At 63.2% G+C, this 22,462-nt stretch carries 24 protein-coding genes, 1 tRNA gene and 1 pseudogene; 18 read left to right on the top strand and 8 right to left on the bottom strand.

Annotated features, from left to right (window positions below):
- Positions 1-50: 50 nt before the first annotated feature.
- Positions 51-1,112 carry a uroporphyrinogen decarboxylase gene (hemE, locus tag V7P99_RS07120; protein WP_333794104.1) on the bottom strand — a complete coding sequence of 354 codons (1,062 nt, stop codon included), beginning with the start codon at positions 1,110-1,112 and terminating at the stop codon, positions 51-53.
- Positions 1,113-1,525: 413 nt separating this feature from the next.
- On the opposite strand from hemE, the gene V7P99_RS07125 reads away from it, so the two are divergent.
- Genes V7P99_RS07125 through dnaQ form a run of 5 tightly spaced genes read left to right on the top strand, consistent with a single transcriptional unit; the run spans position 1,526 to position 5,211 of the window.
- Positions 1,526-2,404, top strand: a complete 879-nt coding sequence (locus V7P99_RS07125; protein ID WP_333794105.1) for a pyruvate, water dikinase regulatory protein — start codon at positions 1,526-1,528, stop codon at positions 2,402-2,404.
- Positions 2,394-3,005: a Maf family protein gene (locus V7P99_RS07130; protein ID WP_333794106.1), complete on the top strand. Its 612-nt coding sequence runs from the start codon at positions 2,394-2,396 to the stop codon at positions 3,003-3,005. The genes V7P99_RS07125 and V7P99_RS07130 overlap by 11 nt, the downstream gene beginning before the upstream one ends.
- Complete coding sequence (locus V7P99_RS07135; RefSeq protein WP_333794107.1) at positions 3,002-3,835, top strand: shikimate dehydrogenase; 834 nt, start codon at positions 3,002-3,004, stop codon at positions 3,833-3,835. The genes V7P99_RS07130 and V7P99_RS07135 overlap by 4 nt, the downstream gene beginning before the upstream one ends.
- Positions 3,835-4,449 carry a dephospho-CoA kinase gene (gene coaE / locus V7P99_RS07140; RefSeq protein WP_333794108.1) on the top strand — a complete coding sequence of 205 codons (615 nt, stop codon included), beginning with the start codon at positions 3,835-3,837 and terminating at the stop codon, positions 4,447-4,449. The genes V7P99_RS07135 and coaE overlap by 1 nt, the downstream gene beginning before the upstream one ends.
- 45 nt (positions 4,450-4,494) lie before the next feature.
- Positions 4,495-5,211 (top strand): DNA polymerase III subunit epsilon, encoded by a 717-nt coding sequence (gene dnaQ / locus V7P99_RS07145; RefSeq protein WP_333794133.1) that lies wholly within the window; start codon positions 4,495-4,497, stop codon positions 5,209-5,211.
- A gap of 33 nt (positions 5,212-5,244) precedes the next feature.
- Here the strand turns inward: dnaQ and V7P99_RS07150 are convergent, their stop codons facing one another.
- Together V7P99_RS07150 and V7P99_RS07155 are read right to left on the bottom strand one after the other, a co-directional pair.
- Positions 5,245-5,757: an invasion associated locus B family protein gene (locus tag V7P99_RS07150; RefSeq protein ID WP_333794109.1), complete on the bottom strand. Its 513-nt coding sequence runs from the start codon at positions 5,755-5,757 to the stop codon at positions 5,245-5,247.
- 62 nt (positions 5,758-5,819) lie between these two features.
- A complete protein-coding gene (locus V7P99_RS07155; RefSeq protein WP_333794110.1) occupies positions 5,820-6,383 on the bottom strand; it encodes an RNA methyltransferase in 564 nt (187 codons plus the stop codon).
- Between the two features lie 72 nt (positions 6,384-6,455).
- Between V7P99_RS07155 and V7P99_RS07160 the strand changes: the two genes are divergently transcribed.
- Positions 6,456-7,430 (top strand): NADPH:quinone oxidoreductase family protein, encoded by a 975-nt coding sequence (locus tag V7P99_RS07160; RefSeq protein WP_333794111.1) that lies wholly within the window; start codon positions 6,456-6,458, stop codon positions 7,428-7,430.
- A 152-nt stretch (positions 7,431-7,582) separates the two neighbouring features.
- On the opposite strand, the pseudogene V7P99_RS14765 reads toward V7P99_RS07160, so the two are convergent.
- Positions 7,583-7,702, bottom strand: a pseudogene (locus V7P99_RS14765) (IS630 family transposase); the annotation flags it as partial.
- A gap of 296 nt (positions 7,703-7,998) precedes the next feature.
- Here V7P99_RS14765 and V7P99_RS07165 point away from each other — a divergent pair.
- The 9 genes from V7P99_RS07165 to V7P99_RS07205 all read left to right on the top strand — a co-directional run bounded on the left by V7P99_RS07165 (position 7,999) and on the right by V7P99_RS07205 (position 17,008).
- Positions 7,999-11,772 (top strand): nitrate reductase subunit alpha, encoded by a 3,774-nt coding sequence (locus V7P99_RS07165; RefSeq protein ID WP_333794112.1) that lies wholly within the window; start codon positions 7,999-8,001, stop codon positions 11,770-11,772.
- A gap of 14 nt (positions 11,773-11,786) precedes the next feature.
- On the top strand, positions 11,787-13,313 hold the full coding sequence (narH, locus tag V7P99_RS07170) for a nitrate reductase subunit beta (protein ID WP_333794113.1): 1,527 nt from the start codon (positions 11,787-11,789) through the stop codon (positions 13,311-13,313).
- On the top strand, positions 13,310-14,020 hold the full coding sequence (narJ, locus tag V7P99_RS07175; protein WP_333794114.1) for a nitrate reductase molybdenum cofactor assembly chaperone: 711 nt from the start codon (positions 13,310-13,312) through the stop codon (positions 14,018-14,020). Before narH ends, narJ begins: the two co-directional genes overlap by 4 nt.
- Entirely contained in the window at positions 14,013-14,798 is a 786-nt protein-coding gene (gene narI / locus V7P99_RS07180) for a respiratory nitrate reductase subunit gamma (protein WP_333794115.1), read from the top strand. Before narJ ends, narI begins: the two co-directional genes overlap by 8 nt.
- Complete coding sequence (locus tag V7P99_RS07185) at positions 14,795-15,727, top strand: peptidylprolyl isomerase (protein ID WP_333794116.1); 933 nt, start codon at positions 14,795-14,797, stop codon at positions 15,725-15,727. Before narI ends, V7P99_RS07185 begins: the two co-directional genes overlap by 4 nt.
- A complete protein-coding gene (locus V7P99_RS07190; RefSeq protein WP_333794117.1) occupies positions 15,727-16,053 on the top strand; it encodes a hypothetical protein in 327 nt (108 codons plus the stop codon). The genes V7P99_RS07185 and V7P99_RS07190 overlap by 1 nt, the downstream gene beginning before the upstream one ends.
- Entirely contained in the window at positions 16,050-16,274 is a 225-nt protein-coding gene (locus tag V7P99_RS07195; protein WP_333794118.1) for a hypothetical protein, read from the top strand. The genes V7P99_RS07190 and V7P99_RS07195 overlap by 4 nt, the downstream gene beginning before the upstream one ends.
- A 127-nt stretch (positions 16,275-16,401) precedes the next feature.
- Positions 16,402-16,710, top strand: a complete 309-nt coding sequence (locus V7P99_RS07200; RefSeq protein WP_333794119.1) for a hypothetical protein — start codon at positions 16,402-16,404, stop codon at positions 16,708-16,710.
- A 70-nt stretch (positions 16,711-16,780) separates the two neighbouring features.
- Positions 16,781-17,008: a hypothetical protein gene (locus tag V7P99_RS07205; RefSeq protein WP_333794120.1), complete on the top strand. Its 228-nt coding sequence runs from the start codon at positions 16,781-16,783 to the stop codon at positions 17,006-17,008.
- 170 nt (positions 17,009-17,178) lie between these two features.
- Here the strand turns inward: V7P99_RS07205 and V7P99_RS07210 are convergent, their stop codons facing one another.
- The 3 genes from V7P99_RS07210 to V7P99_RS07220 are packed head-to-tail and all read right to left on the bottom strand — an operon-like array spanning position 17,179 to position 19,276.
- Positions 17,179-17,808 carry a TPM domain-containing protein gene (locus V7P99_RS07210; RefSeq protein WP_333794121.1) on the bottom strand — a complete coding sequence of 210 codons (630 nt, stop codon included), beginning with the start codon at positions 17,806-17,808 and terminating at the stop codon, positions 17,179-17,181.
- An 11-nt stretch (positions 17,809-17,819) separates the two neighbouring features.
- Positions 17,820-18,656 carry a TPM domain-containing protein gene (locus V7P99_RS07215; protein WP_333794122.1) on the bottom strand — a complete coding sequence of 279 codons (837 nt, stop codon included), beginning with the start codon at positions 18,654-18,656 and terminating at the stop codon, positions 17,820-17,822.
- On the bottom strand, positions 18,653-19,276 hold the full coding sequence (locus tag V7P99_RS07220; protein ID WP_333794123.1) for a LemA family protein: 624 nt from the start codon (positions 19,274-19,276) through the stop codon (positions 18,653-18,655). The genes V7P99_RS07215 and V7P99_RS07220 overlap by 4 nt, the downstream gene beginning before the upstream one ends.
- A 221-nt stretch (positions 19,277-19,497) precedes the next feature.
- Here V7P99_RS07220 and V7P99_RS07225 point away from each other — a divergent pair, with 221 nt between their 5' ends.
- The gene (locus V7P99_RS07225; RefSeq protein ID WP_333794124.1) at positions 19,498-20,070 is read left to right on the top strand and encodes a hypothetical protein; all 573 of its coding nucleotides are present in this window, start codon (positions 19,498-19,500) and stop codon (positions 20,068-20,070) included.
- Positions 20,071-20,216: 146 nt separating this feature from the next.
- Positions 20,217-21,161: a ParA family protein gene (locus tag V7P99_RS07230; RefSeq protein ID WP_333794125.1), complete on the top strand. Its 945-nt coding sequence runs from the start codon at positions 20,217-20,219 to the stop codon at positions 21,159-21,161.
- Between the two features lie 23 nt (positions 21,162-21,184).
- Here V7P99_RS07230 and V7P99_RS07235 read toward each other — a convergent pair.
- Positions 21,185-21,259 (bottom strand) — tRNA-Gly (locus V7P99_RS07235).
- Positions 21,260-21,541: 282 nt separating this feature from the next.
- Between V7P99_RS07235 and trxA the strand changes: the two genes are divergently transcribed.
- Positions 21,542-22,456, top strand: coding sequence for a thioredoxin (gene trxA, locus V7P99_RS07240; protein WP_333794126.1), 915 nt, complete (start codon positions 21,542-21,544; stop codon positions 22,454-22,456).
- Positions 22,457-22,462 lie beyond the last annotated feature (6 nt).

Here is a 22,462-nt window from a genome sequence, read left to right on the forward strand (position 1 = left end):
AGCCCGGTCTGCCGCTGCTCTTCGCGTGCCCATCCTCTCCATCGCAAAGCTCAAGCTCCTGCACGAACCCGCGCAACCAGCTGCGCCACGTTCTCAGGTGGGGTTTGTGGCACGATTCCATGCCCCAGGTTGAATATGAATCTTTTCCCGCGCATGAGATCGAGGATTTCATCCACACGCTCGTCGAGCCGGCTTCCACCTGCGACCAGAAGCAATGGATCGAGGTTGCCCTGAACGACCACATCCTCCTCGTCGAACGCCTCACTCATGATGAACGGCGGCGTCGCCGTGTCGCAGCCGATACCGTCAACCCCCGTCTCGGAAACGTACCAGACCGCCGTCGGCCCTGCTCCGCGTGGAAAACCGATGACCGGAATGCTCGGGTGCAGCTCCCGGATGGCATCACGAATCTCACGCGTCGGCCCCACGACCCAGCGGTCGAACTCGTCATCCGGCAGCGAGCCTGCCCAGCTGTCGAAAATTTGCAGGCAATCGGCACCGGCCCGCACCTGCCGGTCGAGATAATCGATCGATGATGCAACCAGAAGATCAATCAGAGCCTGAAATCCCTCCGGATCGCGGTAGGCCCAAAGCCTGGCCTCCGTCTGGTCCGCGGAGCCCTGGCCCTGCACCATGTAGGTGGCAACCGTCCAGGGCGCGCCGCAAAACCCGATGAGCGCCGTCTCGCGAGGAAGATCCTGCTTCAGCCGCGCCACCGTCTCGGCCACGATGTCGAACTTTGCAACCGCCGCTCCGGCGTCAAGCTGCGCTAGCCCCTCAGCGGATCGGATCGGATCAAGCCGCGGCCCCTCGCCTTCCACAAACCGCACGCCCTGTCCAAGTGCGTCCGGTACGACAAGAATATCCGAGAACAGGATCGCGGCATCGAAGCCATAGCGCCGGATAGGCTGCAGCGTGACCTCCGCCGCGAGCTTCGGCGTGTAGCACAGCGTCAGGAAATCTCCCGCTTCAGCGCGCGTCGCCCGGTATTCCGGAAGGTAGCGCCCGGCCTGGCGCATGAGCCAGATCGGCGGCACGTCGAGCGCCTCGCCATGGAACGGCGCGAGGAACCTTTTCTGGCTGGCGGCCACGTCCTGTCCACGTTCACCCATCGTCTTTCCTTCAATCAAAAATTAAGAGTCACTTCGTTGTTGTTATTGTTTTTAGGCACGTGGGTAACGGGCATGACGGCCTTGTCCCGCGTCTTTCCAAAGCATCCTGAGCTCTGGGCAAGCCTCTCGCAAACCCTTGCGGCTCTTCAGAAGGCGAAGCCACTAGGCCCGCCGGAGCCGAGGAGAGTCAACCACTTGGTCGACGCACCCGCCGGACCGGCCCTGGGGACAGCATGTGGATTGGCTCCAACAGCCTGTCGATGACCGCGGCATCCACGGGGATACGGGTTTCATAAGAAAAATGGTTCACATCGGTGATATTCGGGGTATCTCGGTGGATAACCGGTACATCTTGCCCACCGCTTGCCGGGTGAGCGTCTCCATCCCGGCATAACCAGGCTCCCGATCCACAGATGGCCAACAGCCAGCCGAGCTACTTTCATCTTCACCTCGTGTCGGATTCCACCGGCGAGACGCTGACCACCATCGCCAAGGCGGCGGCGGTCCAGTACGCGCAGTTCCGGCCCATCGAGCACGTCCATCCCCTGGTACGCACACCGCGTCAGTTGAAGCGGGTGCTGCAGGAGATCGAGCAGGCCCCAGGCATCGTTCTCTATACAATCGTCAACCTGGATCTGATCGCCGAACTCGAGCTGCGCTGCAATGAGCTGAAAATTCCGAGCCTCGCGGTTCTGCAGCCCATCATGCAGGTGTTCGAATCCTACCTCGGCGCCCCCCAGACGCCGACGGTCGCCGGCCAGCATGTCTTGGACGCGGACTACTTTCGCCGCATCGATGCGCTGAATTTCACGATGGCGCATGACGATGGCCGGCTTCCGGACGACCTCAACCAGGCCGACATCATCCTGCTCGGCATCTCACGCACGTCGAAGACGCCGACGAGCATTTACCTCGCCCAGCGCGGCTACAAGACGGCCAACGTACCAATCGTGCCGTCACTGCCGTTTCCGGTGGAGATCACGGGCCCGCACTCGGCGTTTGTCGTGTGCCTGATCGCGAGCCCAGACCGCATCGCCGAAGTGCGCCGCAACCGTGCTCTGCTGCTCGGCGATCGCGATCTCGACGATTACGTCGACCGCAGCCAGATCGCGACCGAGATCGCCTACACGAGGAAGCTCTGCGCCACGTACGGCTGGCCGATCATCGACGTCACGCGCCGGTCGGTCGAGGAGACGGCTGCGGCAATCATCCGCCTGATGCAGGATCGGGACGCCGACAAGGAGGATGAAGAGGCCGACGGCCTGACGACGGATCAAGGCAATGGCGGATGAGGCTCGCCTGATCCTCGCGTCCGGCAGTGCGGTCCGGCGCGCCATGCTGGCCGCGGCAGGTGTGGACGTGGAGATCCGGCCTGCGGATATCGACGAACACGCGATCCGCGACCGGATGCTGGCAGCGGATCCCGATGTTTCACATGAATCCATCGCCGGGGCGCTTGCCGCCGAAAAAGCCCAGGCGGTGAGCCGGAATGCGCCCCGAGCTGTCGTTATCGGCGCCGATCAGGTTCTGTCGTTCGAAGGCCGGATGCTCAATAAGCCGGCGTCCATTGCGGAGGCGCGTGCGCAGCTTCTGGCATTGCGCGGAAAAGCCCATGCCCTGCATTCAGCTGTCGCGCTCGCCCGGGGCGGAACGGTGCTGTGGCGGCACACGGCCACGGCGCACCTGAGGTTTCGTGCATTCAGCGAGACGGCGCTCGAAGCTTATCTCGCCCGCGCTGGGGATGTTGTGATGACCTCGGTCGGCGCCTACCAGGTCGAGGGACCGGCGATCCAGCTCTTCGAAACGATCGACGGCGATCATACGACAATTCTCGGGATGCCGCTGCTGCCGCTCCTTGCGGAACTGAGGCGAAGGGAGGTGCTGCTCACATGAGACGAGCCTGCGTGATCGGCTGGCCGATCGAGCATTCGCGTTCGCCGGCCATCCATGGATACTGGCTGAAGCGCTATGAAATAGAGGGCAGCTATACGAAGCGCGCCGTGCCGCCGGCCGAGATCGAACGTGTCCTGAGATCGCTTTCGGCAGAGGGCTTTGCGGGCTGCAACGTCACCATCCCCCATAAGGAAGCAGCCTTCCGGCTCGCCGACGTGCGCGAGGCCTCCGCGACGGCTGTCGGCGCCGCCAACACACTCTGGCTCGATGCCGAAGGTCGGCTCTCGGCAGCCAACACCGACACCTACGGTTTCATGGCCTATCTTTCGCATAGCGCCGAGGATTGGAGCCGCCGCGACGCTCCCGTCTCGATCCTTGGAGCGGGTGGCGCAGCGCGCGCGATCGTCTATGGATTTCTCGAAGCCGGCGTTGCCGAAATTCGCCTTTTCAACCGGTCGGCATCACGGGCGGAAGCGCTCGCCCGCGATTTCGGACCGCGCGTGACCGTATTCCCCTGGGATCAGCGTTCGCGCGCCTCCACGGAAGCGGCCGTGCTCGTCAACACCACCTCCGTCGGTCTCAAGGGCGAAGGCGCGCTCGACATGGATTTCATGGACTTCCACCCTGATTGCATCGTCTCCGATATCGTCTATGTGCCGCTCGAGACGGGCCTGATCCGCGCCGCCCGCCGCCATGGTCTGCGCACGGTCGATGGCCTCGGCATGCTGCTGCATCAGGCCGTGCCCGGGTTCGAGAAATGGTTCGGCGTCCGCCCCGAGGTTACAGTCGAGCTTTATGACCTGATCGCCGCCGACATCGAGGCGGCTTGATGCTGATCGTCGGGCTCACCGGTTCCATCGGTATGGGAAAGTCCACCGTGGCGGGCATGTTGAAAGCGCGCGGCATCGATGTCTTCGATGCCGATGCCGAGGTGCACCGTCTTTACGGCGGCGCGGCTGCGCCCCTTGTCGAAGCGGCCTTTCCTGGCACGGTCGTGAACGGTGCGGTGGACCGCGCCAAGCTCGCTGCGGCGCTCGCGGGCGATGCGGAGCGATTCCGCGCGCTCGAGGCGATTGTGCATCCGTTCGTGGCCGACGCCGAGCGGCGTTTCCTGCAAGACGCGTTTCGCCGGGGCGATCGCCTCGCCGTGCTTGAGATTCCGCTGCTGCTCGAGGTTGGCCGGCATGTCCACGTCGATGTCGTTATCGTCGTCTCGGCACCGGCGGAGCATCAGCGAGCCCGCGTGCTCGCACGGCCCGGCATGACGGACGCGCGCTTCGATGCTCTGATCGAACGGCAGATGCCGGACGTGGAAAAGCGTCTTCAGGCCGACTTCGTTGTGGATACCGGCGGCTCTCTCGCCGACACCGAGGTGCAGATCGATACAATTCTGGATGAGCTCGCATCGCGTCCTGCTCAAGCCTACGCGCGCCACTGGCGCTGAGGCCCGTTCTCCAAGCTCATCGAACAGCCGGAAGACCCTGCAATGCTGCGCGAGATTGTCCTCGACACGGAAACCACGGGCCTCGATCCCCGCAAAGGCGACCGCCTGATCGAGATCGGCTGCATTGAGCTCGTGAACCGCATTCCCACCGGGCAAGAGTTCCACCGCTACATCAACCCGCAGCGTACGGTTCCGGCGGAAGCCGAGGCCGTGCACGGGCTTTCAACCCAGTTTCTGCTCGACAAACCGCTTTTCGCCGAGGTTGCGGAAGAGTTTCTCGACTTCATTGCGGGCGACACGCTGGTCATTCACAACGCGGTGTTCGACGTCGGCTTCCTCAACGCTGAGCTCGAGCGCCTGGGCCAGGGCCCGCCGATCTCCATGAGCCGCGTCGTCGATACGCTCCAGCTCGCGCGGCGCAAGCATCCTGCCGGCCCGAACAGCCTCGATGCGCTCTGCAAGCGCTACGGCATCGACAACTCGAAGCGCGTCAAGCACGGTGCGCTGATGGACTCCGTGCTCCTTGCCGATGTCTATGTCGAGCTTCTTGGCGAACGGCAGGCGAGCCTTGGCCTCGGGAGCGAACGCGCAGGCGCGGGACGCGGACGGACTATTGCGGCTGCCGCCGTGCGCGGGCCCCGGCCCGCGCCCTTGCCGGTGCGCCTGACGGAGGAGCTGATCGCGGCCCACCGCGCCTTCGTCGAGACACTGGGCCCCAAGGCGCTCTGGAAGCGCTACTTCGCGCCTGAAGACCCGGCCTGACGGGCTTTTTGGGTCAGCTCAAAGGCCCATGCTCTACGGACACTCCGTGGCGACCGCTTCGAGTGCGCGGCTGAGGCCGTTCAGCGAATAGGTGTCCGTCGTCAGGGTGCCGCGTGTCGAGGTCGCCTTGACGACCATGGTCGATCCCTTGCGCATGGCCTCGACCAGCTTCAGCTCCGCTGTCGCATCGGCCACGTACGCGCGATCCTCATCTGCGAAGAGCTCGAACTCGTCGGCCCCAATCGTCGCGGCAACCGGCCGATCGGGATTGACCGGATAGCCGAGCTTGATCGAAACCTCCGATTTGACGCCCTCTTTGGGCCACGCCGAGATATAGAGCACGATCTTGGAGCGGTTTGCGCCTGCGGGCTCCTTGGCCTTTGGCTGGGAGGCGGCGAAGCAGACCTTTGGGCCGTCTCCCGTGTTTTTGTGCACAACCCAGTCGCCGAAAGTCCCGGTCCTGACGGACTCTGTCTCCGTGGTCTGCGCCGCCGCGGTTGTGAGCGCGGCGAGGAGAAGCGGGATCGAGAGAAGGAACGGTCTCATGCGATTCTCGTCAGCCCCCTATTCCGAATCCGGCCCCTTATAGAGTCTGATGCGCCGCTCTGTCACCCGCCGGTGTCTCCCCTCCGGTGATGATCTGCGCGGACGGCACCGGCATCCCGCCCGGGCCCGCCTTCGGAAAGCGGCCGATCGGCGAACGGTGCGAGGCTTTTCACGCGATCGTACATCACGATCGCGCCGGCCATGGCGACGTTCACACAGAAGCTGGTCGGGATCTTGACCGTATAATCGCAGAGCGCCAGCAATTCGTCCGACAGCGATCCTTTTTCGGGACCGAGCACGTAGGCGGCTTGCAGCGGGTGGCGGAAGCTCGGTAGCGCGACGGCGTCGTCGAGAAGCTCGATGCCGACGAGCTTGCATCCTTTCGGCAGCACCATCTGATTCGGGTTGTCCCAATTGTAGTGCGGGAGGTGCAATTCTCCTTTCGATGTGTCGGCGCGGGCTTCGAGCGCGCGGTACTGTGCACCGATCGTGAAGGTAAAACTTGCACCGAACGCATGCGCCGAGCGCATGAGATTGCCGAGATTGAGGGCCTTTGAGGAGCGCTCGGCGCCAATGGCAAAATAGCCGCGCGCTTTCGGGGGCCAGGCTTTTGGAGGCATGGTCATGATGAATAGGCTCGCGTGAAGGCCGCCGTGCCGGTAGAGAGGCGGCGAATGTTCGATGCCGGGAGGTCACACATGAAGGCGGCGCTTTGCAAGAGCCTCGACGGTCCGGCAGCCGTGGTTGTCGAAGAGATCGACGATCCGGTGCCCAGCGCAGGCGACGTTATCGTGCGCGTCCACGCGGCGGCGCTCAACTTCTTCGATACGCTGATCACCCGCGGAGCCTATCAGACCAAGCCATCGCTGCCCTTCTCGCCGTCAGGTGAAATCGCGGGCGTCGTGGAGAGCTTCGGCCCTGGCGTCTCCGGACTCAAGATCGGAGATCGTGTGGTCGCCGCGGTCGGCTACGGCGGCGCCCGGGAGAAGATTGCGGTGCCCGCAGCGGATCTCGTTCCGGTCCCGCCGTCCGTTTCGGAGGTCGTCGCGTCCGCGGTCAGCATCACATTCGGCACGGCGATCCACGGACTGAAGGATCGCGGCAGCGTGAAGCCGGGCGAGACGGTGGCGGTGCTCGGCGCGTCTGGCGGCGCCGGCCAGGCTGCAGTCGAGATCGCAAAGCTTCTCGGCGCCCGCGTCATCGCCGCAACATCCGCGGGCAAGGCCGATGTCTGCCGCGCGCTGGGTGCGGACGAGGTGGTCGACTACGATGCGCCCGATCTGAAGCAAAGGCTGAAGGACCTGACGGGCGGCCGTGGCGTCGACGTCGTCTACGATTGTGTCGGTGGAAAATATGCCGAGCCGGCCGTGCGCGCGCTCGCATGGGAGGGGCGTTTCCTCGTGGTCGGCTTCGCGGCTGGCGAGATCCCGAAGCTGCCGCTGAACCTCCTCATGCTGAAAGGCGCGGCCGCCATCGGCGTTTACTGGGGAGAAGCCGTCCGCCGCACGCCCGACCGCCATCGCGCCAACATGATCGAGGTGCTCGACTGGATCGCAGACGGCAAGCTTACCCCGCGCATTCACGGCACCTATCCGCTCTCTGAGATCCGCGAAGCGATCAGCGTCCTCGATCGCCGCGAAGCCACCGGCAAGGTGGTGCTGACGCTGACGTAGCGGCCGTGCCTATTCGGGCACGTCCATCGCGGCTGCGTTCCTTTGCTCGACCTGATCGACATTGTATTCGGTTGTCTGCTGGCCAGAAATGCTTCGCAGATTGACCCTGTCGTCGCGCTTCGAAGGCATAGCGAGAATATCGGCTGGAGCTCCAAGGCGCAGCCATTGGGCAGCCTCAGATAACCCTGTGCTCGCTCCAAAGCCTGGATCGAAGGCTTTTCGTCCACGCATAGCACGATAGCCTTGTCAGGCAGAGCGACGTAGAGGCCGATGTGGCTTTGGCCGTGAAGTTCGAAGGCAGTTATCCCATATCGCGCCTGTCTTGGACGGCGTCTGTCTAGCCTTCGCTGCCCAATCTACGCCACGGCACAGTCAATATTCCCTGATTGGGCGAACGGCGCCGGAGGCAAACCGCACTCGGGAATGGCGCGTATTCTTATGGAGAAGGTATCACCGTCGTCGCTCGTTGAGGCTCTGAATTTTCGGGGTTGTCAGGGAACAGATAGGCGCCGGGTTCGTTACGCTCGGAGGAGCGTGAAGCTTACGCTGCCTGAGGGGAGGAGCGCGTATGAGTCATTTCCTCGATCGCCTGAGCTATTTCCGCCGTCGCCAGGACCCCTTTTCGAACGGCCACGGCATCACCACGAACGAGAGCCGCGACTGGGAGGATGCCTACCGCAAGCGCTGGGCAGCAGACAAGATCGTGCGGTCCACACACGGCGTGAACTGCACCGGCTCGTGTTCCTGGAAGATCTATGTGAAAGGCGGGATCGTCACGTGGGAAACACAGCAGACCGATTATCCGCCCACGCGCCCCGATCTGCCGAACCACGAGCCGCGTGGCTGCCCGAGAGGCGCGAGCTATAGCTGGTATCTCTATTCTGGAACGCGCATCAAATATCCGCTGATCCGCGCGCGATTGCTGCAAGCGTGGCGCGACGCACGCGCGACCATGACGCCTGTGGCCGCATGGCGCTCGATCGTTCAGGATGCGACGAAGCGCGCGAGCTGGGTGACGCGGCGCGGCCGTGGCGGGTTCGTCCGGGCGGGCTGGGACGAGGTCACCGAGATCATCGCGGCCGCCAATGCCTACACGATCCGCGAATACGGCCCCGACCGCATCGCCGGTTTCTCGCCGATTCCGGCGATGTCGATGATCTCCTATGCCGCCGGCAGCCGCTATCTGTCGCTGCTCGGCGGAACCCTCCTCAGTTTTTACGACTGGTATTGCGACCTGCCGCCGTCCTCGCCGCAGACCTGGGGCGAGCAGACCGACGTGCCCGAAAGCGCCGACTGGTACAATTCCAGCTTCCTGCTGGTCTGGGGCTCCAACATCCCTCAGACCCGCTCACCCGACGCCCATTTCTACACCGAGAGCCGATATCGCGGGACGAAAAGTGTCGTCATCTCGCCCGACTACAGCGAGGCGTGCAAATTCGCCGATCTGTGGCTGCATCCGAAACAGGGCACCGATGCCGCGCTCGCGGTCGCCCTCGGCCACGTTATCCTGCGGGAATATTACGTCGAGCGGCAGGTGCCGTATTTCACCGACTATGTTCGTCGCTACACCGATTTCCCGTTCCTGGTGAAACTGGTCGAACGCGACGGGCGGCTCGTGCCCGACCGGCTCGTGCGCGCGGCCGACTTCGAGGACGTGCTGGGGGAAGCCAACAATCCCGACTGGAAGCCGGTGGCGATCGACGAGAGCAGCGGCAAGATCGTCTGCCCGCGCGGCTCGGCGGGTTTTCGCTGGGGCGATCCCGGCAAGTGGAGCCTCGAGGAAAGAGACGGTGCGGGCAATGAGGTGCGTCTGGCGCTCAGTCTCGACGGCATAAAGGACGCGATCAGGTCGGTCGCGTTTCCGTATTTCGGCACGGTCGCTCCCGAAACATTCATCGCCACCGACCACGACGAAATTCTGCTGCGGAACGTCCCGGTCAAGGAAGTGGAATTGACCGGCGGGAAAGCCTTCGTGGCTTCGACCTTCGATCTCTTCCTCGCCAACTACGGCGTCGATCGGGGCTTCGGCGGCGAGAACGTCGCCGCGAATTACGACGACGACGTGCCGTTCACGCCCGCCTGGGCGGAGAAGGTGTGCGGCGTGCCGCGCAGCGCCATCATTCAGGTCGCGCGCGAGTTCGCCGGCAACGCTGAGAAAACCGAAGGCCGCTCGATGGTCATTCTCGGGGCCGGCATCAATCACTGGTATCACATGGACATGAGCTACCGTGGCATCATCGCGCTGCTGACGATGTGCGGCTGCGTCGGCAAGTCGGGCGGCGGCTGGTCCCACTATGTCGGGCAGGAGAAGCTGCGGCCGCAGACCGGCTGGTTGCCGCTCGCTTTCGCAACCGACTGGCTGCGGCCTGTCAGGCAAATGAACGGCACCTCGTTCTTCTACGCACACAGCGATCAGTGGCGCTACGAAACGCTCAAGGTCTCGGACATCCTGTCGCCAACCGCACCGCCCGGCGACTGGTCCGGCACGATGATCGACTACAACGTCCGTGCCGAGCGCATGGGCTGGCTTCCCTCCGCGCCGCAGATCGAAACCAATCCGCTCGATCTCGGCCGCACCATCATTGAAAGCAGCGCCGATCCGCAGAAGGCGGTGCCGGAAGGATTGAAATCGGGGGAGATCAAACTCGCCTGCCACGATCCCGACAATCCGCGGAACTGGCCCCGTAACATGTTCTTCTGGCGCTCCAACGTGCTGGGCGCGAGCGGCAAGGGCCACGAATATTTTCTGAAACATCTGATCGGCTCGCTGCACGGCGTCATCGGCACCGACGACCAGCGCGGCGGCGTCCAAAAACCCGACGACGTCGTCTGGCGCGAGAATGCGCCCGCGGGCAAGCTGGATCTGATGGTCAACATCGATTTCCGCATGTCGACCACCAGCAATTATGCCGACATCGTGCTGCCCACCGCCACCTGGTATGAGAAGCACGACCTCAACACCTCCGACATGCATCCCTTCATCCATCCGCTGACGGCGGCCGTGGACCCGGTTTGGGAATGCAAAAGCGACTGGAACATCTTCCGCGCGATCGCAAAGAAGTTCTCGGAGGTGGCCCCGGAAGTGCTCGGCGTCGAGCAGGATCTGGTGATGACCCCGCTCATGCACGACACCAAGGCCGAGCTCGCCCAGCCTTACGAGCCGCGTGACTGGAAGAAAGGCGAATGCGAGCCGATCCCCGGAAAAACGATGAGCAGCATCGCCATCGTCGAGCGGGATTATCCGGCGACCTATGCCCGATACACTTCTCTTGGACCGCTCTTGGAGAAGGCCGGCAATGGCGCCAAGGGCCTCAATTGGGATGCAAGCGAGGAAGTCCGCTCACTGGCCGCCCTCAACGGAACCGTCGAGAACGGGCCCGCGGCCGGACGGCCGAAGATCGAAACCGACATCGATGCCTGCGAGACGATCCTCATGCTCGCGCCCGAGACCAATGGCGAAGTGGCGGTGAAAGCCTGGAGAACCTTGTCGAAGGTAACTGGCCGCGAGCACGACCATCTCGCCGGGGGGAAAGAAGAGGAAAAGATACGCTTCCGCGACGTCGTCGCGCAGCCGCGCAAGATCATTTCCTCGCCGATCTGGTCGGGTCTGGAAAGCGAGCATGTCTGCTACAACGCCGGTTACACCAATGTGCATGAGCTCATTCCCTGGCGAACGCTGACAGGCCGCCAGCAACTCTACATGGATCATCGCTGGATGCTGGCTTTCGGCGAGGGCTTCGTGACGTGGCGGCCGCCGATCGACACGCGTTCGGTCAAGCAGGTGCTCGGAAAGCTTCCGAACGGCAACCCGGAGATTCAGCTCAACATTCTGACGCCGCATCAGAAGTGGGGCATCCATTCGACCTATACCGAGAACCTCATCATGCTCAGCCTCAATCGCGGCGGGCCGACCGTTTGGATCAGCGAGGTCGATGCCAGGCAAGCCGGAATAGAGGACAACGACTGGATCGAGGCATTCAACGTTAACGGCGCGCTCACCGCCCGCGCTATCGTCTCGCAGCGCATCATGCCGGGATCGGCGATCATGTATCACGCGCAGGAGAAGATGGTGAACACGGTCGGCTCCGAGATCACCGGCCAACGTGGCGGAATTCATAACTCCGTCACGCGCATCAACATGAAGCCGACCCACATGATCGGCGGCTACGTCCAGTTCGCGTACGGTTTCAACTATTACGGCACGGTCGGCGCCAACCGCGACCAGTTCGTCATCATCCGCAAGATGAGCGAGATCAACTGGTTCGATAAGCGCGTGGACGACAGCGCCAGCAAGCAGGCGACGGCGGACTGGGGCACCGGCATTGTCAAGAAGACGGGATGAGCGGAGGTGGCACGATGAAGGTTCGCGCGCAGATCGCCATGGTGCTGAATCTCGACAAGTGTATCGGCTGCCATACCTGCTCGATCACCTGCAAGAACGTCTGGACCAATCGCGAAGGCGTCGAATATGTCTGGTTCAACAATGTGGAGTCCAAGCCGGGCGTGGGCTACCCGAAGGACTGGGAGAACCAGAACCGCTGGAAGGGAGGCTGGGTCCGCAAGAAGAACGGCCGGATCGAGCCGCGACAGGGCTCGAAGTGGCGAATTCTTTCGAAGATCTTCGCCAATCCCGACCTGCCCGAGATCGACGATTTCTACGAGCCCTATACGTTCGAATATGAGTGGCTGCAGAAGGCGCCTGAGGTCGAGGCGCAGCCTTCCGCCAAGCCGCGCTCGCTTGTCACCGGCGAGGTTCTGACGAAGATCGAATGGAGCGGCAACTGGGAGGACGATCTCGGCGGCGAGTTCTCAAAGCGCTCGCGCGACTATAATTTCGAGGGCGTCGAGAAAGAGATTTATGGCCAGTTCGAACAGACCTTCCTGATGTATCTGCCGCGGCTGTGCGAGCACTGCCTCAACCCGTCGTGCCTCGCTTCCTGTCCGTCCGGGGCGATCTACAAGCGCGAGGAGGACGGCATCGTCCTGATCGATCAGGAAAAGTGCCGCGGCTGGCGCATGTGCGTGTCCGGCTGCCCCTATAAGAAGATCTATTATAACTGGTCGACCGGCAAATCCGAGAAGTGCATCTTCTGCTACCCGCGCATCGAGACCGGCCAACCCACGGTGTGCTCCGAAACTTGTGTCGGCCGCATCCGCTATCTCGGCGTGGTTCTTTACGACGCCGATCGCATTCAGGCAGCCGCCTCTGTGGAGGATCCGAAGGACCTCTACCCGGCCCAGCTCGGCGTTTTCCTCGATCCCTATGACCGCACCGTGCAGGAACAGGCCCGGCGCGGCGGCGTGCCGGAAGCATGGATCGAAGCCGCCACCCGCTCGCCGGTCTACAAGATGGCGATGGAGTGGAAGGTCGCCTTCCCGCTGCATCCCGAATACCGCACGCTGCCGATGGTCTGGTACGTGCCCCCGCTCTCGCCGATCCAGTCGGCGGCCGAGGCCGGCAAGATGTCGGTCAACAACGGCATGCCCGACGTTCGCAGCTTGCGCATCCCCGTGCGCTACCTCGCCAACCTGCTTACCGCCGGAGCCGAAGAGCCGATTGTCATCGCGCTGGAACGGATGCTGGCGATGCGCGCCTACATGCGCACCAAAACCGTGGAAGGACGTGAGGATGCACGCATCGCCGAAGGCGTCGGCCTGACGACGCGCGTGATCGAGGAGATGTACCGCTACATGGCGCTTGCATCCTACGAGGACCGCTACGTTATCCCGACGACGCATCGCGAGGTCAACGAGGACGCCTATCTGCTGCGCGGCTCGGCCGGCTTCGGCTTCAAGGAGCCGACCGACGGTTCCAGCAAGCTCAACCTGTTCGGAGGCGCAAAACGCACGCCACGCAAGCCCTACATGGACATCCCGACATGAAGCTCACGCTGCGCGCCTTGTCAGCCCTGCTGGGTTATCCTTCCGCCGATCTCAAGGACAATGTCGGCGAGATCCGCGCGGCGCTTTGCGCGGAAAAAGCCCTTTCCGCCGAGGCCCTCGCACAGCTCGAGCCATTGCTATCCTCCCTGGAAACGGAGGACCTGCTTGACCTTCAGGCTGCCTATAGCGGGCTGTTCGACAGTTCGCGCGCCTTGTCGCTGCATCTGTTCGAGCATGTTCACGGTGATAGCAGGGAACGCGGCCAGGCCATGATCGATCTCGGCCAGCAATATCTCGATCGCGGCTTCATTATGCGGGCGGGAGAATTGCCCGATTTCCTTCCAATGTTCCTCGAATTCCTGTCCTGCGCACCGGTGGAAGAAACTCGCGAATGGCTCGCGCAGCCGTCCCATGTCCTTGGCGTGCTGGAGCAACGGCTGCGCGAACACGGCTCCCCCTATTCGGCTATTTTCCATGCGCTGATCGTTCTGGTCGGAACCCGGCCCGACCCCGCGGCGATCGCCGAATTGCGCGAGCGCACCGATCCGACGCAAGGCAAATCTCTGGACGAGGAATGGGAGGAAGCTCCGGTCAATTTCGGAGCGCCGATTCCGAACAGCGGAGGGCCCGGGATCGTGGCGCGAATCCGCGCCGCACGCCGATCGGTGACGAAGCTCTCAAAATCTGAGGGACGAGGCCATGCGTGAATTCATCAACTACATGCTTTTCGGCTGGTATCCCTACATCGCCATCACGGTGCTCATCGTGGGGAGCATCATACGCTTCGACAAGGGTCAATATACATGGCGCTCGCAATCGTCTCAGTTTCTGCGACGCCGGCAGATGATGATCGGCTCCAATCTGTTTCATCTCGGCGTATTGATTCTGTTCGTAGGTCATTTCGTCGGCCTGCTCACCCCGGAAGCCGTGTTCAACTTTGTTGGTGTCAGTCATGGATTCAAACAGGTCACGGCGCTTGCCGTGGGAGGCATTGCCGGAATTTTTGCTTTTATCGGCTGCTCGCTGCTTCTGCATCGTCGGTTGTTCGAACCCCGCATCCGACGCTCCTCGTCAATCGGCGACATTCTCGTTCTCGTGCTGATCTGGTTCCAACTTGTTCTCGGACTTTCCACGACTCTCTGGACTGTGAACGCACTCGACGGACATGAGATGGTGCTCTTCATGGGATGGGCGAGCGGGCTTACTCAGCTTGATCCAGGCGCATCGGCGCTGATCATCGACACGGCGCTTGTCTATAAAATGCACATCGTGCTCGGCCTGACGCTGTTCCTGATCACGCCCTTTACACGCCTAGTTCACATCTGGAGCGCGCCCGTCTGGTATCTCATGCGTCCGGGCTACCAGATCGTGCGGTCGCGCACGAAGGTCGGCGCCAGCACGACGCCGACACGCGGTCCCGCCGGCCTTGCGCCAAGCTTCGGCGGCGACGCCTTTTCCCGATCGCACAGCGAGAGCGCGCAATGACCCATACCATTATCGATGCACGAGCGCCCGCTCATCCACGACAGACACATCCGGCTGCCTCCATGCCAGACGCTTGCCGGAGCGGAGGCTGCGGTTCTTCCTCGCCTGACCCGAGACTGCGCCCCGCGCCGCCGAGCTTCGGAATCGTCGTCGTCAACGGGACCGAGATCGAGCCCGAGGCGATCGCTCAGGAAATCCAGCACCATCCCGCGCCTGACGGCGAGACGGCCTGGAAACAGGCGGCAACAGCGTTGGCGCTGCGCGAGCTTCTTCTACAGGAGGCGCGTCGGCTGAATCTTGAGCCGGACGTGGAGCAAGACGAAAGCGGCCGGAGCGAGAGTCGCGAGGACGCCGCCATCCGCGTGTTGCTGGCGCGCTGCGCGGAGCCGGCAAAAGCCGGGGAGCAGGAATGCCGTCGCTATTATGAAAGTCGCATCGATCGCTTCCGCACGCCGGATCTGTTCGAGGCCGCACACATTCTCATCGAGCCGGAAGGGCGAGACGAAGCCGCCTGGGCGGATGCTGAAGCCGAGGCTTCCGCCATCGTCTCAGAACTGGGCGACGATCCCGAAGACTTCGCCGAAGCCGCGCGTGCATTCTCCAAATGCCCCACCGCGCATCAAGGAGGGTCGCTCGGGCAGGTGCGTCGCGGCGAACTCGTGCCGGCCGTCCAGGACGCGCTGGAACGACTTGCGGAAGGCACGACGGCCCGTAAGCCTGTGCGCTCTCGTTTCGGTTGGCATATCTTGCGTCTGCAACGCAAGATCGAGGGCCGCACGCTGCCGTTCGAGATCGTCAGACCGAAGATCGTCGACATGCTCGACGCCCGCGCATGGACCATCGCCAGCGCGCGCTATGCGGCGGAGCTGGCGAGAAAGGCCGATATCGAGGGCATTCTGATAGATCCGAATTCGATCGGGATGATCTGATGGCGACGCTCGGCGACATTCTCGGTTCGGCACGGCGCTCGACGGCGACGTTTGAAACATGGGCCACAGCCGTCGATCCCGGTTTTGCTGCGACGATGAAAACGACGGCTGCGGCCCAAGGCAGCTCCTTGAATGGCTTTCTGCGCGCAGCGGTTGCCGATTTCAGCCACTTCGCCGATGAAGAGGCCTGGGCGCAGCTTAGCAGGACCGTACGCGACAGCGAAGATCCCGGAATGGCGTGCCTGAGAGCCATGGTGCGTTGGCGGATGGCTGCTCCGGCATGCGAGGATCACGATTGTGACACTGCGACGAGGGATAGACCATGAGCAATGTTACGCCGCCTCCGGAGAGCCGCATCCCTGACGATGCGCCCCTTAATCCTGCACTCAAGCGGGTACACGACGGGACCTATAGCCAGGATCACGAAGGCACCGATCCCATGGCGACTGTTTCCGTCAAGAAAGATGAGGGACGCTATTGGCCGGCTATCTGGGCAATTGCCACGATCATCTGCGTGATCGTGGCAATTGTCCTGATAGTTTTCTGAGGCGGCGGCATGCCGGCATCCGCCAGCGAGCGCGGGGACTTCACCGTACTGTTTATCACTTCGCATGCTCGCGCGTGGCGGATATCATGGAATCCCGCCAACAGGGCGATTGTCACCCAGATCGACAATGATGATTTTGGCAGAGCGGCCGCCCTGGGGGGCCGTGTTCGCGTCGCTCGCGGAATTGCTGTTGCGACAAAATAAATGGACTCGAAGATCAACGATATCCAATGCCCATAACGTACTCACGAAGAAGATCTTCCTCATGCTCGACTTCACCGAGCAACCCTTGAAGCACGTCGCGGGCATAAAGAATGCCCACGGGTCGGCCTTCCGGATCAACGATCGGGATGTGCAAGACGCCTTTTTTCTCTATCAGACCATGCCTGATGCAATTGATCGCTCGGGCGACAGCACGCGACGTCCCGCGTCATGACGGAAGCAACCATCGTGGTGCAAGCGCTTCCCCGGCAGTGGTCGGACATGCCCGTTTGCAATTCAGGATCGTGGCCAGATTTTGCCAGGACGAATACGCCGTGAAGCACCTTGTCTATTACGAGATGCATCGCTCGATGGACGAAGCAATCCGGCGCGAGAAGCGCCTGAAGGATTGGCGCCGCGCATGGAAAGTGCGGTTGATCGAGACCATGAATCCAGAATGGTGCGACCTCTTCGATCCTGAAACCGGGGAAATCGCCATGGGCCCAGCCGATGTCGCACGAGGATCCGGCTGACGTTATGCCCGTGGAGATTGGCGTAGACCCCGACCTTCGTCGGGGTGACGTTTCCTGGGAGTGTTCGGCTTCCACAAAATAAACGTCATGCCGGCGAAGGCCGGCACCCACGCCAGTTTCCAAAAAACGCGACGTCAGCCGGATCCTCGTGCGACGTCACCCAAACGGACTCACAGCGTATCGAGAACGATGAGATGGTCGGGCAGCTCGTTGGAATCGCGCGAGCCGGGCGGAAAATGCGTCGCCAGATGGCCGCCCACCTCTTCGATGGCGACGATGAACCCATCCGTATGCTGGCCGGCGCTGAAGGCGGCGGTGAGCCGGTTCACGATCTCCTGCCACGTGCCCTTCGGAACGCGCGCCTCGATGGCCGCGTCGGCGACGATTTCCGCGTGACGCTCTGCGGCCGAGATGAAGATGAGGACGCCGGTGCGGCCGGAGGTCGTGTGCAGATTCTGAACCAGGAACTGCTCGAGCGCCCGCCGATGCGCGCGCGCCCGTTTGATCCGTCGCGGCACCAGCCAGTATCGCACCGGGCGGGGCAGCGCCAGCGCAAGCACGAACGCGAAGGTCGCGACCTGTGCCAGGTAGATCCATGCCGATGGCCACCACGTCCATAGGATGAGCGGCCAGGGCACGAGAAGCGCAATAACCGATGCCCAAAGGAACGGCGCGTAGAGATAGGTGCTGCTCTCCGGCGCCACGACGGCGACGATTTCACCCGATGTGGCGGCTTCCGCCGCTGTGATGGCCTCAGCGATACGATGCTCGTCGCTTTCCGAAAACATGAGCCGTCCCATCGCGTACACCTTCACCAGCTGCCTGAGCTGCCGCCGCCGCCGAAGCCGCCGCCGCCGCCGGACCATCCGCCACTGCCTCCCGACCATCCGCCGCCGCCCCAGGAGCCATTGCCTCCGCCGGGGAAGATCACGAAGCCATCGTCACGCGCGCGTCCGCGACGAAGTTGGCGGCGTCCGTCGCGGCTGACGGATTGTGGCGCCTGGGCAGCGTAGCGCGCCTGGGCGTAGACGATATAGACGACGATCGCGATCCAGAAGGCGATCATCACAAGCCCCATCCAATCCGGCCCGTCGCCCTTATCGAGACCGCGCGCACGCTCCTTCACGGCCTCTGCATCACCGAGCAGCGTATCCTTGAGATCGCGCACGCCGGCGCGGATTCCGGCGCCGAAATTTCCACCGCGGAACTCTGGCAGGATGGCGTTCTCGATGATGATCTTGCTCATGAGGTCGGTGACGACGGGCTCGAGGCCACGTCCAACCTCGATCCGGACCTTGCGCTCGTTGGGCGCCACGATCAGCAGCACGCCGTTGTCCTTGCCGGCTTGGCCGATGCCCCAGTGGCGTCCGAGCTGATAGCCGTAGTCCGCGATGTCGTAGCCATCGAGCGACGGCACGGTCACCACGACGAGCTGATCGGTCGACTGGGCCTCGAGCGCCTTGAGTTCGGCCTCGATGGCCATACGGTCCTCGGCGGACAGCAGGCCCGCGTTATCGACGATCTGCCCTGTGAGTGGCGGAAACGTCGGCGCGGCGATGGCAGCGGCGCAAAGGACAAGCGCTGCCGCAAGCACCGAAAGCGCCGCCGCCATGCGCATCGCCAAAGCCCGGACCGTTGCCGTTGTCACTTGCTCGTGCCGAAATCGACCTTGGGAGCCGTCTGCTCCTCGGCGGGAATCTCGAACGTCGCCATCTCCTGCGCCGACGGATAAAGCACCATCTTCCAGAGCCGGCCGGGGAACGTGGTGATCTCCGTATTGTACTGGCGCACGGACTGGATGTAGTCGCGCCGGGCAATGGCGATGCGGTTCTCGGTGCCCTCGATCTGGCTTTGCAGCGCGAGGAAGTTCTGCCCTGACTTGATGTCGGGATAGCGCTCGACGACGGCGAGAAGCTGACGCAAAGCGCCGCCCAGCGTGTTCTGCGCGTCTTGATACCGCTTCATGGCCTCGGGGTTGGTGAGGATATCGGCCGGTACCTGCACGCTCACCGCCTTGGCGCGTGCCTCCGTCACGTCGGTCAGCACCTTGCGTTCCTGGTCCGCAAAGCCCTTCACGCTCTCGACCAGGTTCGGGATGAGATCGGTGCGCCGCTTGTACTGATTCTGCACCTCGGCCCAGGCAGCCTTCGCGCTCTGCTCGTAGGTCGGGATGGTGTTGATGCCGCAGCCGCCGAGCGACAGGGCCGCGAAGGCGGCTGCAAGGAAAACGAACGGCCGAAAGGCATGCAGGGGGAGCGCGCGGAGCATGGCAGAACCTCGTCAGGATGAGACGGCGAGACGCAACGTTTAGCAGAGGACGCCGAGGCAGGAAATTGCAGGCTGTCGGCAGGGCTTTGATGCTTTCTCGAGAAAGTTATTAAAACGTCCGCTATTTCAAAGCGTTGTCCTTAACCAACGCGGGACGTTGCGAGGCCGTTCCCTGATGGTCTGGGTTAAGCTTACGGCTCCTACCTGGAGCGTTTTGCCTGATGTCCCTGCGTGGTTGTTCTGCTGCCCTCATTGCCATTCTTTCGATTGCGTACATGGCGTCACCCGCCTCGGCTTGCCGCGGCGAGTGTTACGACAAGGTACGTCTGCCCGACGTTTACCGCACCGTGGACCGGCCCGTCGTCGTGCGCTCGGGCTATCGTGAGGTGGTCGAAACCAATCCCGTCGTCGTGATGCGGGCCGAGCGCGTGCTCGTGTCGCCCCGCCGTGTCGACTATGTCATGACACCGCCCGTCACGCGCACCGTGATGCAAGAGGTGGTGGTGCGGCGCGCCGGCTGGCGCTGGGAAACGACCTATGGCCCTTATGGCGAACGCCGTTGCAAGGTGCGCGTGCCGGCCGAGGTGAAGGTCGTGCCGCGCGAGGTTGTCGTCTCGCCGGGCCGGCGGGTGCGGGTGGTTTCGCCGCCAGTCTACGCCCTGCGCGAGCGCGCTATCGCGGTGCGGCCCGCCATGCGTATGGTTTATGATTATCCGCCCGTTGTGGCGAAGGAGAGGTCACGGGTGCTCGTCCGCCGCGGCGGCACGGCCTGGGTGCGCTCCACGGGCTGGTAGCGCGGGAAATTGGCGCCGCTTCGCGAGGCTGCCACAATCCCGACGCACATCGGGAGCGGAAAGTCGCACGTCGACAAACATTGGGCGATGTTCGCGGTCTCATATGAGCTGGAACGGCCGGGCAGCAGGGGAGGTCACGCATCGTCATGCGCAACGCGATTGCCGTGATGAACACGAAGGGCGGCGTCGGCAAGTCGACGCTGGTGCTCGCCGTGGCCGAGACGCTCTCGGCGTATCATGGCAAGAACGTGCTGGTCATCGACAGCGACGCGCAGGCGTCCGTCTCCAGTATGCTGATGACGATCCCGCATTTGCATCGCCTGCAGCAGAACGGGTTGACGCTGGTCGATTTCCTGGTCGCGCGCGTGCTCCAGGATGCGCCGGCCGACTGGCTCCGCCTCGTGGTGCGCAACGTCTCCGACGTGGATGATGCGCGCAGCGTCTTCCTCATTCCGAGCGATATGCAGCTCACCCTCTTCGAGCGCGAGGTCTCGAAAGCCGCGCAGCATGGGCGTTTGCGTGCGGTGATCGGCGAGCTCCTGCGTGAGGCGCGCCGCGTGTTCGATATCATTCTGATCGATTGCCCGCCCGGCCTCTCAGTGCTCACCGAGAGCTGGCTCAGGGAAGCCGATTTCCATATTTCGCCGACCAAGGCGGATTACATTTCCGTCTGCGGGCTGGAGGTCTTCCGCCGCTTCAAGGCGCTCAATCCGGAAATGGGCTTCGCCGAAAATCTCGGCGTGCTGGTCAACATGAAAGACATCGGCTCGCCGACCGAAGAGGATTATCACGCCTGGCTCTTGGGCAATGCGGACAACCGTTGCTTCACGCAGGTGATCCCGCGTGCCATCGCCCTGCAGGAGGCGGCCTACTTCCATTCGCCTGACCGGTCTTATTTCGCCAAGTATCCGGGCGAGACGGGCCGGGCGGTCCGCCGCCTTTGCGAAGAGATCCTGGAGCGTATGGGATTGGCACCTGCGGCAACGGGCGTGCCCGCGGCGGCGCCGCAGCTTCCCGACGTGCCCGAGGGGCGGCTGGAGACACCCCTTCCCGCGCTCCGGACAGGCAAGCGGCTGGCTGATCTAGCCTAAGATAATCGCTAGGAAGGAAAAATTGGAGCGGGCGATGAGATTCGAACTCACGACCCTCACGTTGGCAACGTGATGCTCTACCCCTGAGCTACGCCCGCGTCCATCATGGGGTAATGTGCGGCGCCAAGCGGCGCGCCCGGTCTTATTGCGCAACCGCTGCGCCATTGCAAGTCTCTTCGCTGCCTCCCCCGCCGAGTTTTCCGCCCCCGCGATAAAAGGCGGCGCCACTCGTCTTTTCGCAGTCCCGGCCGCCGCCAGGCCCTCAATGGGGAAACCTCGAAAAGGGCTCGCATATTTGCGGCATGCTCACCATATTGCCACCTTGGCAGGGGCTTGCGAGGCTCCGCAGGTCGTGGTGCAGCATTTCGAGGAGTGATGGAATGGATCTGGGAGGACTGAAGCTCGGTGGGGCATCCTCAGATGCGCAGGCCCTCGTCAAGGACGCGACCTCGGCGAGCTTTGCCAAGGACGTCATCGATGCCTCCCGCGACGCGCTGATCCTCGTCGATTTCTGGGCGCCGTGGTGCGGTCCCTGCAAGCAGCTCACCCCGATCCTGGAAAAGGTGGTGACGAGCTACAAGGGGAAGGTGCGTCTGGTGAAGATCAACACCGATGAGCATCCCGCCATCGCCGGGCAGCTCCGCATCCAATCGCTACCGACGGTCTACGCCTTCCGCGACGGCCGCCCGCTGGATGGGTTCATGGGGGCGCTGCCCGAAAGCCAGATCCGCTCCTTCGTCGACCGTCTTCTGGGGGAGGACGCCGAGGCCGATATCGCGGGCGTGCTCGAGGCGGCGGAGGCTGCCCTGGCCGAGGGCGATCTGCAGACGGCTGCGGGAACGTTTGCTGCCGTGTTGCAGGAGGATCAGCAGAATGCGCAGGCCCTCGCCGGCCTAGCCCGCTGCTATCTCGCGAGCGGCGACTCGGCGCGCGCGGAGCAGACCCTGGCGCTCGTGCCACCCGATAAGCAGGCGAGCGCGCCGGTGCAGAGCGCCCGCGCCGCGCTCGAGCTGGCCAAAATGGCCGGTGAGTCCGACAACAGCGCCGAGCTCGAGCAGCGCCTTGCCGCCGATTCGGCCGATCATCAGGCCCGGTTCGACCTCGCGGTGGCGCTCGCCGCGCGCGGCAAGAAGGCCGAGGCGCTCGACCACCTTCTCGAGATCGTGCGGCGCGACCGGGGCTGGAATGACGAGGCGGCGCGCAAGCAGCTCGTCCAGCTTTTCGATGCGTGGGGGCCGAAGGACGCCAGCACGATGGATGGCCGCCGCCGCCTGTCCTCGATCCTGTTCAGCTAAAGCAGA

The sequence above is a fragment of the Hyphomicrobium sp. genome, assembly GCF_036780825.1.
Lineage (GTDB): Bacteria > Pseudomonadota > Alphaproteobacteria > Rhizobiales > Hyphomicrobiaceae > Hyphomicrobium_C.